This window comes from Kitasatospora sp. NPDC090308, from assembly GCF_044769485.1.
Classification (GTDB): domain Bacteria; phylum Actinomycetota; class Actinomycetes; order Streptomycetales; family Streptomycetaceae; genus Kitasatospora; species Kitasatospora fiedleri.
Genome location: NZ_JBIVXY010000017.1, coordinates 87720 through 103292, shown reverse-complemented (window position 1 = coordinate 103292; position 15573 = coordinate 87720). Strand labels below are relative to the sequence as shown.

Sequence of the window (15573 nt, the reverse complement as noted above, 5' to 3'; positions counted from 1 at the left end):
TGGGGTGGAGAGCCCTCGTGCGCGGGACCGCCCGGCGGCGCCGCGGCCGGTCCGCCGCGGGGTCGCTCAGGCGTCGATCCGGGACCGGTCCAGGGTGGCCGCCGAGTCGACGATGAACTCCCGCCGCGGGGCGACGTCGTTGCCCATCAGCAGGTCGAAGGTCTTCTCGGCGGACTCCAGGTCGCCCAGGTTGATCCGGCGCAGGATCCGGTGCCGCGGGTCCATGGTGGTCTCGGCCAGCTGGTCGGCGTCCATCTCGCCGAGGCCCTTGTAGCGCTGGATCGGGTCCTTCCAGCGCAGCCCCTTGCCCTGGAACTGGAGCAGGGTGCGCCGCAGTTCGGCGTCGGAGTAGGTGTAGTGGTACTTCTCCTGGCCGCGCTTGGGGTTGGTCAGCTCGATCCGGTGCAGCGGCGGCACCGCGGCGAACACCCGGCCCTGCTCGACCATCGGCCGCATGTAGCGGTGGAACAGCGTCAGCAGCAGGGTGCGGATGTGCGAGCCGTCGACGTCGGCGTCGGCCATGAAGATGACCTTGCCGTAGCGGGCCTGGTCGATGTCGAACGTCCGGCCCGAGCCCGCTCCTATCACCTGGATGATCGAGGCGCACTCGGCGTTCTTGAGCATGTCGCTCACGGACGCCTTCTGGACGTTCAGGATCTTGCCGCGGATCGGCAGCAGCGCCTGGAACTCCGAGTTGCGGGCCAGCTTGGCGGTGCCGAGCGCGGAGTCGCCCTCGACGATGAACAGCTCGCTGCGGTCCACGTCGTCGCTGCGGCAGTCGGCCAGCTTGGCGGGCAGCGAGGAGGTCTCCAGCGCGGTCTTGCGGCGCTGCGCCTCCTTGTGCTGCCGGGCCGCGACCCGGGTGCGGGCGGCCGCGACGACCTTCTCCAGCACGGCCCGGGCCTGGAGCTTCTCGTCCTTCTTGGCGGAGGTCAGGAACGCCTTCAGCTCCTTGGCGACCACGGCCGCGACGATCCGGTTGGCCGCCGAGGTGCCGAGCACCTCCTTGGTCTGCCCCTCGAACTGCGGCTCGGCCAGCCGGACGGTGATGACCGCGGTCAGGCCCTCCTGCGCGTCGTCCTTGGTGATGTCGTCCTCGGCGACCCGCAGCAGCTTGGCGGCCCGCAGCGCCTCGTTGACGGTCTTGGCGAGCTGCCGCTCGAAGCCGGTGACGTGGGTGCCGCCCTTGGGGGTGGAGATGATGTTGACGAAGGAGCGCTGGGTGGTGTCGTAGCCGGCGCCCCAGCGCAGCGCGATGTCCACCCCGAGCTCGCGGGTGACCTCGGTGGGGGTCATGTGCCCGAGCTCGTCGAGCACCGGGACGGTCTCCTTGAAGGTGCCCTCGCCGCGCAGCCGCAGCACGTCGGAGATCGGTCGGTCGGGGGCCAGGAACTCGCAGAACTCGCTGATCCCGCCGTCGTAGCGGAAGGTCTCCTCGGCGACCTGCTCGCTCTCGGTGAGCCGCTCGTCGCGCACCACGATGGTCAGGCCGGGCACCAGGAAGGCGGTCTGCCGGGCCCGGCTGTGCAGCGACTCCAGCGAGAGCCTGGCGTCCTTGAGGAAGATCTGCCGGTCCGCCCAGTAGCGGATCCGGGTGCCGGTGCGGGTGCGGGCGAACTTGCCCCTCCTGGTCATCCCGCTGCCGGCCTCGAACGCCGCGTCCGGCCCGTCCCCGGCGTACCGGCCGGGGGTGCCGCGCCGGAAGCTGATCGCGTGGGTGGCACCGGAGCGGTCCACCTCGACGTCCAGCCGGGCGGAGAGCGCGTTGACCACCGAGGCGCCGACGCCGTGCAGACCGCCGGAGGCCGCGTACGAGCCGCCGCCGAACTTGCCGCCCGCGTGCAGCTTGGTCATCACCACCTCGACGCCGGACAGCCCGGTCTTGGGCTCCACGTCCACCGGGATGCCGCGCCCGTTGTCGCGGACCTCGACCGAGCCGTCCTGGTGCAGCAGCACCTCGATCCGGTCGCAGAAGCCGCCCAGGGCCTCGTCCACCGAGTTGTCGATGATCTCCCACAGGCAGTGCATCAGGCCGCGGCTGTCGGTCGACCCGATGTACATGCCCGGCCGCTTGCGGACCGCCTCGAGCCCCTCGAGGACGAGCAGATGCCGCGCGGTGTAGTCGGACCCGCCCTCACCGGTCACCAGAGAGGACGGGCCGGTCTTTTCTCCACTCACGCTCTGCACTCCTCCATGACGTTGACGGACACCCCCGCATGCTCTCAGCAACTGAGATCCGGGCCGCTGGGGCCCGCGCGCTCTGTACGCGCTGCGCGAACACGATTCCCGCCTCGGAGGCGGTTACCAGCCTGCCATCTCCTGCCGACACCACGGGTCCTGGCGGATCGGGGCGGCCGGGGAGGGCTGCGGAGCTGCTGCGATGCGGTGCAACGGGTTCCAGGACGGGGCTTATGCTCCAACCCAGCGGAGGATTATGCTACGCGGACCTCGCCCCCCGGCCCGGTCGGGAGTTCGAGGTGATCGGCCGGCCACGGGAATCGGTACGCATGAACCATCGTTGCCCGGGGCACGTCCTCATCAAGACGACGGCAGAATCCTCCAAGAGAAAAGCCACGAGCGGGAACGAATTCGACCTGGTTGGATGTTGATCCTGGTACACAGCTCGTCGAGCTAGAGAAGAGGCGACGTGACTACTGTTCTGACCCCTGCGAGCCCGCTGACCGCGGCAGACCGCTGCGACCGTTGCGGCGCTCAGGCTTACCTGCGCGTCGTCCTCTCCAGCGGCGGAGAGCTGCTGTTCTGCGCCCACCACGGGCGCAAGTTCGAGCCCGAGCTCAAGAAGATCGCCGTGGAGATACACGACGAGAGCGACCGCCTCTCCGGTACGCCGGCGGCGGCCGAGGAGGGGGAGCGCTGACGCTCCCGCTCCACCGAGCTGCCTGAAACGGCCGGGTGGCCCACCCCTCCCAGGGGCGGGCCACCCGGCCGTGGCGTTCCCGGGCCCCGGCCCGGTCCGCGCTCACAGCACCTCGTGCACGGCCTCCGAGACGGCCGCGATCCGGGTGTACACCCCGGGGTGCTCGGCCTCCGCGCAGCCCGCGCCCCAGGAGACCAGCCCGGCCAGCCGCCCGGCCACCAGCAGCGGCCCGCCGCTGTCGCCCTGGCAGGCGTCCTTGCCGCCCCGCTCCTCGCCCGCGCACACCATGCTGCGGGCGTCGTACGCGCTGTCCGAGCCGCCCGGGTAGGCGCGGCCGCAGACCTCGTCCGAGATGACCGGCACGGTGACCTGGCGCAGCGTGTTCGAGTAGCTGCCGTTGCCCCGGGTGTCGCCCCAGCCGAACACCGTGGCCGGGGTGCCCGCCGCGTACGGCTCGGTCTCGCCCGGGCCCACCATCTCCAGCACCGGTCGGCCGTCCTGCGGCTCGGCCAGGGTGAGCACCGCCACGTCCCGGGTGTTCGCGGTGAAGCTGTAGCCCGGGTCGATCCACACCCCGCGCACCGCCACCTCCCGCCCCGCGCTGCCCCGCAGGTCGTCCCGCCCGACGATCACCCGCAGCCCGGGCCGGTCGGTCGGCCGGGCCGTGGTCTCGTCGTAGAAGCAGTGCGCCGCCGTGACCACCTTGGTCGGGCTGATCAGCGCCCCGCCGCAGAACTGCCCGGAGCGGGCCGAGCCGAACTGCTGCCGGCTGGCCAGCGCCACCATCCACGGGTGGTCCCCGGTGCTGGCGCCGGTACCGCCGATGATCCGCCGCTGCGCGACGGCCGGCCCGGCCGCGCCCAGCGCGACCAGCGGGGCGGGCAGGGCGGCCAGGGCGACGAGCGCGACCGCCCGGCGGCGGAGCCGAGGTGCGAACGTGTCCAGGATGGGCACCGGTTCTCCAGGGGGTTCGGCGAGCTGGGGAGGCGCTCCGAACGGGTCCGAGCCGGTCCGGACGGAGCTGCGACAACCTGCCCAGCGTAGTCACCCCCTCACCCGCCGTGCGCGCACCGGACCCGCCCACCACTCCATCAGGCGACCCCCGGACACGCGAACGGGCCCCTCCGCCGGTGGCGGAGGGGCCCGTCCAGGTGACTCGGGCCGACCGGGGTCAGTCCAGGTAGTCGCGCAGCACCTGGGAGCGCGACGGGTGGCGCAGCTTCGACATGGTCTTCGACTCGATCTGCCGGATGCGCTCGCGCGTCACGCCGTAGACCTTGCCGATCTCGTCCAGCGTCTTCGGCTGGCCGTCGGTCAGGCCGAAGCGCATCGAGACCACGCCCGCCTCGCGCTCGGACAGCGTGTCCAGCACCGAGTGCAGCTGCTCCTGGAGCAGGGTGAAGGAGACCGCGTCGGCCGGGACGACCGCCTCGGAGTCCTCGATCAGGTCACCGAACTCGCTGTCGCCGTCCTCGCCGAGCGGGGTGTGCAGCGAGATCGGCTCGCGGCCGTACTTCTGGACCTCGATGACCTTCTCGGGGGTCATGTCGAGTTCCTTGGCCAGCTCCTCCGGGGTGGGCTCGCGGCCCAGGTCCTGGAGCATCTGGCGCTGCACGCGGGCGAGCTTGTTGATGACCTCGACCATGTGCACCGGGATGCGGATGGTGCGGGCCTGGTCGGCCATGGCGCGGGTGATCGCCTGCCGGATCCACCAGGTCGCGTAGGTGGAGAACTTGTAGCCCTTGGTGTAGTCGAACTTCTCGACCGCGCGGATCAGACCGAGGTTGCCCTCCTGGATCAGGTCCAGGAAGAGCATGCCGCGGCCGGTGTAGCGCTTGGCCAGCGAGACCACCAGGCGGAGGTTGGCCTCCAGCAGGTGGTTCTTGGCGCGGCGGCCGTCCTCGGCGATGATCTCCAGCTCGCGCTTGAGCTTCGGGGCGAGCTTGTCGGCCTGGCTCAGCTTGTCCTCGGCGAACAGGCCGGCCTCGATCCGCTTGGCGAGCTCGACCTCCTGCTCGGCGTTGAGCAGCGGGACCTTGCCGATCTGCTTGAGGTAGTCCTTGACCGGGTCGGCGGTGGCGCCGGCCACCGCGACCTGCTGGGCCGGGGCGTCGTCCTCGTCGTCGTCCGAGAGCACGAAGCCCTGGTCGGTCTCCTCCTCGGCCTCGCCCTCCTTGCCGTCGCCGGGCAGGGCCACGTCCTCGAGGAGCTCCTCCTCGCCGATGACGTCCTCTTCGCCGGCCTTGGCACCGGGCTTGGCGGCCGCGGCGGTCTTCTTGGCAGCGGTCTTCTTCGCGGGGGCGGCCTTCTTGGCCACCGCCTTCTTCGCCGGGGCGGCGGCCTTCTTGACGGCGGCCTTCGCCTCGGCGACCTCGATGGTCTCGACGCCGACCTCGGTGCCGGCCACCGCGGCCACCGAGACCGACGGGGCCACGGTCGCCGCGGGGGCGATCCGGACCGGGGGCTTGGTCTGGGCGACCGGCGTGCGGGTGGTGACCGCCTTGGTCGCGGTGCGCTTGGTGGTGCTCTTGGCCGCGACGCTCTTGCGCTTGGCGCCGGCCGGCTCGGCCGCGCTGACCATCAGCTCCACCCCCTCCTCAATCAGCACCTGGTTGAGGCTGCGCATGACGTTCTTCCACTTGGTGACCGGGATCTGGTCCGCCTCGAACGCGTGGCGCACGTCGTCACCGGCGATCTGCCCCTGGGCCTTGCCCCGCTCGATGAGCGCCAGCAGTGCCGCGGACTCGGCGATCTCGGGGGGAAGGGAACGGGATGTGCTGGCCGACACGAACAACCTCTCGGACGATGAGTGGACACGAACCCGCGCCGACCGGCCCGACTGCTCGGGCTCGGACGGGTGGACGGTGACCGGGGTCTGCAGGACGGCAGCAGCGCCGCGGACCATCACAGCCAGCTGGCTTGTGGTGATATTCCGGAGCTGCTTCCGCTCCGTACACATCGCTGCCGCCCCTCAAGTGTTACGCATGCCCGTCGTGGCGCCCGTCACACCACCCGAGGGCCGGTGCGGGCAGCCCCCGAGCGGCCTATCCGCAGGGTCGGAGCGGCCTGGCGGGCGGCGTCGCACCGGCCCGGGGACGGTCGGTCGGACGGCCGGGCTCCGACGTGCCGATGCGCCGCCGCGCCGATGTGCCGATGTGCCGATGGCCCCTCGGCTGCGCGGGTGGGGCAGCAGAAGGGCCATCCGGTCGGAGATCGGAGCGGCGGTCGGGGGCGGCCGCTCAGTGCTCGCGCGGCGCGGGGACGGCGTGCTCGATGTCCGGGTGGACGGTGAGCAGCGCGCGGACGGCGGCCTCGGCCGCGGTGCCGTCGCCGGTGCCGAGCGCGTCGACCAGCCGGGCGTGCAGGCTGACCGCCGAATCGGACGGGCGCTCGCAGGTGGTGCCGGAGCCGCCGGAGACCTGGAGCGCGTTGGCCACGATCCCGGACAGGTGCTCCAGCATCCGGTTCCCGGCCATCTGCAGCACCAGGCCGTGCAGTTCGGCGTCGGCCCGGGAGTAGCTGACCAGGTCGCCCTGGCTCCCGGCCTGGCCCATGATCTCGGTCAGCTCGACCAGCCGGTGCTGGACGTCCTCCCGGCCGTGCCCGGCCGCCAGGCGCGCGGCCAGCGGCTCGATCGCCCAGCGCAGCTCGAACAGCTCGCGGCGCTGCTCGTCGCGCTGCGGGCCGAAGGCGCGCCACTCGATGATGTCGGGGTCCAGCAGGTTCCAGTCGCTCACCGGGCGGACCCGGGTGCCGACGTTCGGCCGGGCCGAGACCAGGCCCTTGGCCTCCAGCACCCGGAGCGACTCGCGCACCACGGTGCGGGAGACCTCGAAGCGCTGGCCGATCTCCTCCGGCACCAGCGGACGGTCGGCGCCCAGGTCTCCGGAGACGATCATCTGGCCGAGCTGCTGGACCAGCTGGCCGTGCAGACCGCGGCCGCGGCTGCTGGTGGTCTTCCGACCGACCCGGGAGAGGTCGCTCTCCGCACCCTCCCAGCGGGGGGCGGGCGGAGTCGGGCGGTCGGCGTACGGGAAACGGTCCAACTCGGAGGCGGAGATCGACTCGGCCTGGCGAGCGGCGGTCACGGTGGGGTGCGCAAGGGTACTCACGCCATCCTTTGTCGGCGATCGGCGGAGTCGCCTTGAGCATTCTCGTGAAAAGCACACGAAAGGGTGATCGGCCGTGTCTGGATAATTGACTTCTTATCAGCCGGAAATGCGCATACCGGTCATCAGGCACGGATTTCCCATGCATCACGCCCGCCCCGGCTGTCACACCGTCAGGGCTCCTTCCGCCAGCACTCCCCCGGGCTCTCCCGCGCTCTCCCCGTAGCGCGGGGCCGACAGGTGCCCGGTCAGAGGCTCCGGCGGCGCAGTTGTGCCAGCACTGCCACCAGCACCAGCAGGGCGGCCGGGACCAGCAGCGCGGCGACCACCACGCCGTCCAGCGCGCCGGCGGTCCGGTCGGCGGCGTCGCGGACCCAGTCCAGGCCGTACTGGAAGGGCATCAACTCCCGCACCCAGACCGGCCAGTTGCGGCCCGTGCGGTGCAGCAGCAGACCGGTGGTGGGCTCCAGCAGGGCGGGCAGCGCGCCGGTCAGCAGGACGCCGACGACGGCGCTGCGCACCAGCGAGGTGATCAGCAGACCGGCCCAGCCGCCCGCCACCGCCAGCACCACGAACGCCGCCAGCGGGCGGCCGACCCCGCCCGCCGCGAACGGACCGGCGGGCAGGCCCGACAGGTCGAGCACCGCCGACGCGTCCACTCCGCCGGGCAGCGCGAGCCGCACCGCGAGGGTGTTCACCCCGAGGGCCACCACCGCCAGCAGGACCGCCGCCGCGCCCACCACCAGCGACTTCGCGAGGAGGGCGCCCAGTCGGCGCCCCAGGGTGACCCGCGAGGCGGACAGGCCGGGCCAGCGCGCCTCGTTGCCGTAGGCCAGCGCGCCGAGCACCGCCGCCGCGAGCGCGGTCAGCGGCAGCGGCAGGACCGGCACCACCGCCGCGACCGACCGCACCGCGTCCGGCACCGCCAACTCCCCGGCGGGCAGCCGGTGCGCCGAGAACGCCGCCACCGCCGCGTTCACCAGCAGTGCCCCCACGACCACCACCCACGTGGAGCGCACCCCGCGCAGCCGACGCACCTCACTCGCCACCACTCGCACGGTCACTCACTCCCGTTCTCGTCGCCGACGGCACTCCGCCGCACCGTCCCTTGCGGGTCCACCGCACCCGTTCCGCCCGGCCGGACCTCCCCCGACCCCTGCGGCCGCCCGGCAGGTTCGACCCGTTCGGCTCGTTCGGCTCGTCCTGTCCGTTCGGTCGGTTCGCCTCGCTCGGCCGGGCGCAGTTCGGTGGCGTCGGCCGACCAGGGGCGTCCCGGGAAGGGGCGGACGGGGTCGGCGGAACGGGGGCCGACTCCCCTGATCCGGGCGGGAGTCAGCAGCTCCGCGTCGGTCGGGTTGGCGGCCAGGTGCTCGGTGTCGATCGCGGCGGGGCCCGCCACCGGCTCCCCCGCCACTCGTTCCGTCTCCCGCGCCGCCCCTGCCGTCCGCGCCGTCCCCGGCGTCCGCGCCGCCCCCGCCGACCGGCCGAGCGCGGAGGCACCGCGGGGCGTCCGCCTGGTCAGGTCGACGCCGGGGGCCGGCGGCGCCGGAACGGGGGCGGTCGGCGCGGGCACGGACACGGCGTGGTCCTGCACCCGGACCTGAGCCGACCCCGGCCCGCGCCCTTCTCCCCCGCCCTTGCCCTCGCCCTCGGCCGCTCCCGCTCCCGCTCCCTTTCCCCGAGCCGGCGGGTTCGGCGCGAGGGCGGCCGCGGCCCAACGGCCGGCCTGTAGGCCGCGGTGGTCGAGCGGGCGCTCGGACTCCGGCCCGGCGGGGCGGCCGACGGTCGCGGGCCGGTGCTCGCCGGGGCCGACCGCGGCGGGCTGCCCGGTGCGGTCGGGTTGCTGCTGCCCGCCCGCGTCCTGACGGGCCTTCACCTCGGGGGACGCGCCCTGGCGGACCGTCCGGATCGACACCTGGCCGGAGCGGCCCGAACTGCTCGGCAGGGCGGAGGGGTAGGAGACCGGGCACCGGACCACGCGGTCGGCCAGCTCGTGCAGCAGGATGCCGTTGCGGTAGGCGAGTTCGCCGACCTCGGTGCGGTCGATGCCGCTCACCGCGAGACCGGCGCCGCCGTCCCGCCGGACCTGGCCGCCCTGGGCGACCAGCAGGTCCGCGAGGCGGGCCATCTGCGGCCCCCGGACCAGGACTTCGGGGTGCAGCCTGGTGCGGCGGAACTCCACCACCGGCTGGTCGGCGGCCAGTCGGCCCGCGTCCAGGGTGACCACCCGGTCGGCGAGGGCGGCGGCCTGCTCCGGGGAGCGGGTGGTCGTCAGCACGGTGCCGCCCGAGAGCGCGAAGGAGCGCAGGAAGGCCCCGAACCACTCCTCGCCGTTCGGGGACAGGCCCTCGGTGGGGGCGTCCAGCAGCAGCGTCGAGGGGTTTCCGAGCAGGGCCGCGGCCAGCGCGAGGCGGCGGTGCATGCCGGGCGAGAAGGTGCCGATCCGGTGGTCGGCGACGGCGGCGAGCCGGGTCTGCTCCAGCAGGTCGTCGGCGCGGCGCGCCGGGACGCCGATCGCACCGGCCAGCATCCGCAGGTGGGACCGGGCCCGCTGCCCGGGGTGCCCGGCCTCCGGGCGGCCGGAGGGCAGCAGGACGCCGATCTCCCGCTCCGGACGCCGGATCCGCCGGTACGTCTGGCCGTCGAACAGGGTGAGGCCGTGGCCGCGCTCCAACCCCACCATCAGCCGGAGCGCGGTCGACTTGCCCGCGCCCTCGTCCCCGAGCAGCGCGGTGACCATCCCGGGACGGGCGTCGAAGGTCAGGTCCAGCACCGCGGGAGGACGCCCCCGCCGGTACGCCTTGGTCAGTCCGGTGATCTGGATCATCGCCGCCCGCTCCCTCGCCCGCCGACAGACCGGGGATGTCCACCTGGCCCGAGCCTGCACAGTAGGACGCGGAAGCGGTGAAACCAGGCATTCCGGATGGGTCGTGGGCGGTGTTAGCGCCGACCTCACCCGTACAGGGGACAGCCCTCCCGCCGGGCTGACGCTTTCCTCACGGACCGTCACCACCCGTCGGCAGCAACGGTTTCGACACCGGCACCGGCCGTATCGCGTCGATCAGCACCCCCGCCACGGGCTCCGGGGAGCGCGGGTCAGGACTCGGGGCGCAGCATCGGGGGGTTGAGGACGGTGGCGCCGCCGGCGGTGAACAGCTGGGCGGGGCGGCCGCCCTGACGGGTCGTGGTGCCGCCGGAGGGCAGCAGGAAGCCCGGGGTGCCGGTCACCTTGCGGTGGAAGTTGCGCGGGTCGAGCACCACGCCCCAGACCGCCTCGTAGACCCGGCGCAGCTCGCCGACGGTGAACTCCGGGGGGCAGAAGGCGGTGGCCAGCGAGGAGTACTCGATCTTGGAGCGGGCCCGCTCCACCCCGTCCGTCAGGATCTGGCCGTGGTCGAACGCGAGCAGCACGCCGTCGTTGCGCTCCTCGCCGAGCAGTTCGCTCACCGGCGCCCACCGGGCGCTGCTGGCGTCGCCGCCCGCACGCGGCGAGGGCAGGTCCGGGGCGAGGACCAGGTACGCGACGCTCACCACCCGCATCCGCGGGTCCCGCTGCGGGTGCCCGTAGGTGGCGAGCTGCTCCAGGTGCGCGCCCGCGGGGGTCTGTCCGCCCGGGAGGCTGCCCGGCAGCGACTGCGCCCGCAGCCCGGTCTCCTCCGCCAACTCGCGGGACGCCGCCTCGGCCAGGCCCTCGTCCAGCCGCACGAAGCCGCCGGGCAGTGCCCAGTACTCCTTGAACGGCGCCTCGCCGCGCTTCACCAGCAGGGCGCACAGCTCATGGTCGCGCACCGTCAGCACCACGAGGTCAACCGTGACTGCGAACGGGGGGAAGGCCGACGGGTCATAACGCGACATGGCGTCGATCTTAGTCGTCTCTCTGACGATAATCACAGACCACAGTGCCTTTCCCCTCTCTTCGCCCCACCCCGTCGCGGTGGGGCGCTCAGCTGGCGGCGAGTTGCAGGAACGACGGCGCCTCCTCCACGACCGCGACGCCGATCCGGCTGACCCGGACCGAGAACGGCTCGCCGGCCACCCGCAGGCCGGTCAGTTCCAGTGCGCCCAGGGGGGCGGTGCTCGCCGGGCGGGTGGCCACCCGCCCGGACGGGACGTCGGGCCGGACGCCCGCCAGCGAGAGGACCAGGTGCACTGCGGCGGCCGCGGAGACCGCGGCCGGACGGCAGGCCGCCGGGTGCGGGACGGGCGGGCAGTCGGCGACCTTCTGCTCACCGGCATACATCTCCGGCAGGCGGCCCTCGAAGTGCGCGGACGCCTCCAGCAGGCCCTCCAGCAGGATTTCGGCCTCCCGCTCGAACCCGGCGTCCACCAGCCCGCTCACCGCGAGCGCGGTCTCCTGGACCCGCACCGCGCCGCTGCGGTGGCCGAGCGGGTTGAACCGGGGGGACTTCGCGCTCAGGGTGCGCAGGCCCCAGCCGCAGTCGAACTCCGGGGTCACCAGGCGCTGGGCCAGCAGCCTGGTCTGCTCGCGGTCGAGCAGACCTTCGTGCAGTTCGCCCTCGGCGGCCAGGCCCAGGTCGAAGAGGTGGACCAGGGTGGAGGCGACGGCCGGCACCGGCCGGTCCGGGGCCAGCAGGGCGGCTGCCGGACGGCCGCCGGACAGGTCGTCGATCCAGAACTGCTCCCGGAACCGTTCCCGCAACTCGGCTGCCCAGGAACGCCATTGGGCCGCGCCCGGCCGGTCGAAGGCGTCGAGCAGGTCCGCGCCCTGGAGGGCCGCCCGGTGGGCCTGCGCCTGGACCTCGCACCTGGCCGGGCCGGGGCGCGCGGCGCGCTCCTCCGCCGGGCGCCCGAAGTCGGCGACGAACCCGACCGGGCCGTCCGGACCCTCCACCACCGCGGACCGCAGCGCGCCGAGGGCCCGCTCCGCCGCCGGCAGCAGTTCGGCGACCTCGGCCCGGGGCATGCCCCAGCGCCAGGCTTCCGCCAGCACCGTGACGAACAGCAGGGTCGCCTCCGTCGCGGTGCAACTGGCCGGCAGCTCGGGGCCGCCGTGCCGCAGCGGACCGGGGATCACCCCGTCCATCGCCTGGGCCGCCGCACCGGCCTCGCCACCGGGCGGGTTCGGCCCGCCGACCGGGCCGGGGGCGCTCCCCGGCACCGGCCCGGCCGCACCGCCCTCCGGGGCCGACCCGCCGTCACCCGGAGCGGAGTCGGCCGGTCGGGCTGCGGGGGCGGGAACGGCAACGGGAGCGGCGGGGGCGGTGGTGGCCTGCGGGGCCGCCTGGTGCTGACGGCGGGCGACCGCCCGCAGGGTGCCGGCGGCGAGCCGGGTGCCCAGCGGCAGGGTCATCCTGGCGGCCCAGAGCGCGTCGGCGGCGGTGAGGCCGAAGCGCCAGGGCGCGCCCGAGGCGGTGTAGAGGTCGGTGGGCCGGTCCGCGTCGGCGAGCAGCAGGCCGCCCAGCGAATCCAGGGCCCGGGAGACCAGCCGGGCGGCCCGGCGGTCGTCGGCCCGGACCTCGGGCTCGGACCAGGGCAGCGGCACCCCGGGACCGCGCCCGGTCGGCGGCCGGCCCGTCGACGGGGTCTCCAGCTCGGCCCGGAGGTCGACCGACCAGCGGGCGCCGGGCTGGATCTCCAAGTCCCAGCGCAGCACGCCCGCACCGGCCAGCACCGCATGCGGCGAGGGCCGTGCGCTGACGGTGGCCGCCCGGCCCTGGCCGACCCAGCGCAGGCCGGACGACTGGACCTGGCCCGGCAGGTCGGCCGAACGGCGGCCCGCCGCGATGTCGGTGAGCAGGCCGAGGTCGGTGCCGAGCGCGATCTCCAGCGGGAGCCGGGCCGGGCGGGCGCCCGTGTTGCGAACCGTCACCGTCTCGGCGCCGTCGGCGTGCCGCAGCCGCTCGACCGTCAGTGCCGGGTCCGGGTCGAGGTCGCCCGGTACCCGGACCGAGCCGACGAACCGGGCCGCCGCCGTGGACGTCAGGGTGCCCTGGAGCGGGAGCGGCTCCATGCCGCCCAGCCGCAGCTCCATCCGGGCCAGGGTGCGCACCCCGTGCCGGAAGAAGCCGTGCAGGCCCTGGCCCCGCAGCTGGCCGTCCGGCCCGGACGACGCCATGCCGGGGGCGTTGACGCACAGCACGTCGTGCGCGGCGGAGGGCTGCGGTCTGGGCGGCGCCGCCGGACCGGGCTGCCGGGCCGCCCCGGCGGCGGGCGCGCCCGCCACCTGCTCGGACCGGCCCACCGGCGCTCCGCCCGGAACCGACGGCTGGTCGGCGCGCGGGACCGGCCCGCCCCGTCCGGCCATCGGATGGCCCGGCGCCTGCCGCGTCACGGTGCCGTACGGCGGGGTGCCGCCCCCGTACGGCGCGCCGCCGGCGGGGGTGCCGTAGGGGGGCGTGCCCGCCGGGGCCGCGTAGGGGTGGGCTGCTGCCGGGCGAGGGGCACCCGAGGGCGGCCCGGGCGGCGGCGTGCCGTGCGGGGGCACGCCGCCGTGCGAGGGCGTCCCGTAGGCCGGGGTGCCGTGCAGGGGGGTGCCGTAGGCCGGGGTGCCGGGAACCGCCGGGCCGGCTCCGGGCGTCCCAGGGGCGGGAGCGCCGGGCATGCCGGTGCCGTACGGGGGCGTGGCCTGGCGGGGAGGCGGAGGGCCGACCGGCCGGGCGGGTGGCGCGGGGGCGTCACCGGGGACCGGTGGGGTGGCAGGGGGCAGCGACTGGGGTGCTGCGTGGGGTGGCCTTGAGTCGGTCACCGGGTTCTCCTCCCCTCGACCGGCCGAGGGCTGCGGGCCCGGTCGGCCGCGAGCGTGCTCGATCGCGGACTGTGCTGCTCTGCCGCCGGAACACGCGGCTCTGACTCTGGTCGGACCGGACCACCGGTGCTCCGCCCCGGTCGGGGTGGTGTCCCGGAGCGGACGCCGGGGCCGCCCGGGAGCCGGCTGCGCCGGGTCGAACGACGCGTGGCCGGTACCCGACGCGGTCGGCCCGGCCGGGGTGGACCCGGAGGTGCCGGTTCGGGTGGTGGTGTTCTGCAGATTGAACGCACCACACCTGCCCCAGGTCACGCCCGCCCGGCGGACGTCCGGTCGGAGGCGGCCGTGGGCCGAGGGTGGTTCGGCGCTCCGCGACCGGCGCCCGGGGCGCCCGCTGTGTCGTGGTGCCGTTCGAGGTTCTCCGCATGTGGCGGACGCCCCCCGGCGGCTCCTGTCCGCCGTCAGGATACGGTGCGAGGACGACAGCGGACGCACCGGTGACCCCGGCGATCGGCGCCGCGACCAGCCTGTGACCAGCTCGCACCTAGGAGTTGCATGTCCTCCCTCAGCCGCATCCCCGGAATCGTCACCACCGACCACGTCTTCCGGGTGCCGCTGGACCACAGTGCCCCCGGCGGTGAGTCGATCGAGGTCTACGCCCGTGAGGTGGTGGCCGCCGGACGCGAGCACGACGAGCTGCCGTGGCTGGTGTACCTGCAGGGCGGCCCGGGTGGGAAGGCCAACCGGCCGATGGGCCGGGACGGTTGGCTGGACCGGGCGCTCGACGACTACCGGGTGCTGCTGCTGGACCAGCGCGGCACCGGCCGCTCCACCCCCGCCAACCGGCAGACCCTGGCCCGGCGCGGCGACGCCCGGCAACAGGCCGAGTACCTGGCGCACTTCCGCGCCGACTCGATCGTCCGGGACGCCGAACTGATCCGCCGCCGGCTGCTCGGCGACGACGCCCGGTGGAGCCTGCTGGGGCAGAGCTTCGGCGGCTTCTGCACCCTGACGTACCTCTCGCTGGCCCCGGAGCACCTGCGCGAGGCCTTCGTCACCGGCGGCCTGGCCGGTCTGCGCCGCTCGGCGGACGAGGTCTACCGCGCGGCCTACCCCCGCGTCGCCCGCAAGAACGCCGGTCACTACGCGCGCTTCCCCCAGGACGTGGCGGCGGTACGGCGAATCGCGGCGCACCTGGTCGAGCGGCCCGCGACCCTTCCCGACGGCGGCACGCTGACCGTCCAGGCGTTCCAGGCGCTGGGCATCCTGCTGGGCGGCGGCTCGGGCTCCTACGTCCTGCACTACCTGCTGGAGGAGGCCTGGGTGGAGGGCGCGGACGGACCCGAGCTCTCCGACACCTTCCTGGCCGGGGCGCAGTCGCACCTGTCCTTCGCCCAGAACCCCCTGTACGCCGTCCTGCACGAGTCGATCTACGGGCAGCGCTCGGTCGACGCCGGGGCCACCGACTGGTCGGCGGAGCGGGTGCGCAAGGAGTTCCCCGAGTTCGACGCGGAGGCGGCGCTGGCCGGGGACGGGCCGGTGCTGCTGACCGGCGAGATGATCCACCCCTGGATGTTCGAGACCGACCCGGCGCTGCGGCCGCTGCGCGAGACGGCGCAGCTGCTGGCGGAGCGCACCGACTGGCCCGACCTGTACGACCTGCCGCGCCTGGCGTCGAACCAGGTACCGGTGTACGCGGCGGTGTACCACGACGACATGTACGTGGACACGGCGCATTCGCTGGAGACGGCGGACGCGGTGGCCGGTACCCGGGTCTGGGTCACCAACGAGTGGGAGCACGACGGCGTGCGCACCAGTGGGCGGACGGTGCTGGACCGGCTGATCCGGATGGCGCGCGGCGAGGTCTAGCCGACTGCTCC

The 15573-nt window shown here is 74.5% G+C and carries 10 protein-coding genes; 2 read left to right on the top strand and 8 right to left on the bottom strand.

Going from position 1 to position 15573, the window contains the following annotated elements; translation table 11 throughout:
* Nucleotides 1–66: 66 nt before the first annotated feature.
* Complete coding sequence (locus tag ACIQVD_RS29585) at nucleotides 67–2178, bottom strand: type IIA DNA topoisomerase subunit B (protein WP_402292252.1); 2112 nt, start codon at nucleotides 2176–2178, stop codon at nucleotides 67–69.
* A gap of 469 nt (nucleotides 2179–2647) precedes the next feature.
* Between ACIQVD_RS29585 and ACIQVD_RS29580 the strand changes: the two genes are divergently transcribed.
* Nucleotides 2648–2878: a hypothetical protein gene (locus ACIQVD_RS29580; RefSeq protein WP_100840376.1), complete on the top strand. Its 231-nt coding sequence runs from the start codon at nucleotides 2648–2650 to the stop codon at nucleotides 2876–2878.
* Nucleotides 2879–2980: 102 nt separating this feature from the next.
* On the opposite strand, the gene ACIQVD_RS29575 is transcribed toward ACIQVD_RS29580, so the two are convergent.
* The 7 genes from ACIQVD_RS29575 to ACIQVD_RS29545 all read right to left on the bottom strand — a co-directional run bounded on the left by ACIQVD_RS29575 (nucleotide 2981) and on the right by ACIQVD_RS29545 (nucleotide 13189).
* Complete coding sequence (locus tag ACIQVD_RS29575) at nucleotides 2981–3832, bottom strand: S1 family peptidase (RefSeq protein ID WP_400690420.1); 852 nt, start codon at nucleotides 3830–3832, stop codon at nucleotides 2981–2983.
* Nucleotides 3833–4049: 217 nt separating this feature from the next.
* Complete coding sequence (locus ACIQVD_RS29570; protein ID WP_255410764.1) at nucleotides 4050–5666, bottom strand: RNA polymerase sigma factor; 1617 nt, start codon at nucleotides 5664–5666, stop codon at nucleotides 4050–4052.
* Nucleotides 5667–6117: 451 nt separating this feature from the next.
* Nucleotides 6118–6990 carry a FadR/GntR family transcriptional regulator gene (locus ACIQVD_RS29565; RefSeq protein ID WP_400690416.1) on the bottom strand — a complete coding sequence of 291 codons (873 nt, stop codon included), beginning with the start codon at nucleotides 6988–6990 and terminating at the stop codon, nucleotides 6118–6120.
* 245 nt (nucleotides 6991–7235) lie between these two features.
* Nucleotides 7236–8036 carry a hypothetical protein gene (locus ACIQVD_RS29560; RefSeq protein WP_402292251.1) on the bottom strand — a complete coding sequence of 267 codons (801 nt, stop codon included), beginning with the start codon at nucleotides 8034–8036 and terminating at the stop codon, nucleotides 7236–7238.
* Nucleotides 8037–8047: 11 nt separating this feature from the next.
* Nucleotides 8048–9814 carry an ATP-binding cassette domain-containing protein gene (locus tag ACIQVD_RS29555; RefSeq protein WP_402292250.1) on the bottom strand — a complete coding sequence of 589 codons (1767 nt, stop codon included), beginning with the start codon at nucleotides 9812–9814 and terminating at the stop codon, nucleotides 8048–8050.
* 269 nt (nucleotides 9815–10083) lie between these two features.
* Nucleotides 10084–10842 carry an NUDIX domain-containing protein gene (locus tag ACIQVD_RS29550; protein ID WP_100840382.1) on the bottom strand — a complete coding sequence of 253 codons (759 nt, stop codon included), beginning with the start codon at nucleotides 10840–10842 and terminating at the stop codon, nucleotides 10084–10086.
* Between the two features lie 88 nt (nucleotides 10843–10930).
* Complete coding sequence (locus ACIQVD_RS29545) at nucleotides 10931–13189, bottom strand: glycogen debranching N-terminal domain-containing protein (RefSeq protein ID WP_402292249.1); 2259 nt, start codon at nucleotides 13187–13189, stop codon at nucleotides 10931–10933.
* A 1059-nt stretch (nucleotides 13190–14248) separates the two neighbouring features.
* Between ACIQVD_RS29545 and ACIQVD_RS29540 the strand changes: the two genes are divergently transcribed.
* Nucleotides 14249–15562, top strand: a complete 1314-nt coding sequence (locus ACIQVD_RS29540) for an alpha/beta fold hydrolase (RefSeq protein ID WP_402292248.1) — start codon at nucleotides 14249–14251, stop codon at nucleotides 15560–15562.
* Nucleotides 15563–15573 lie beyond the last annotated feature (11 nt).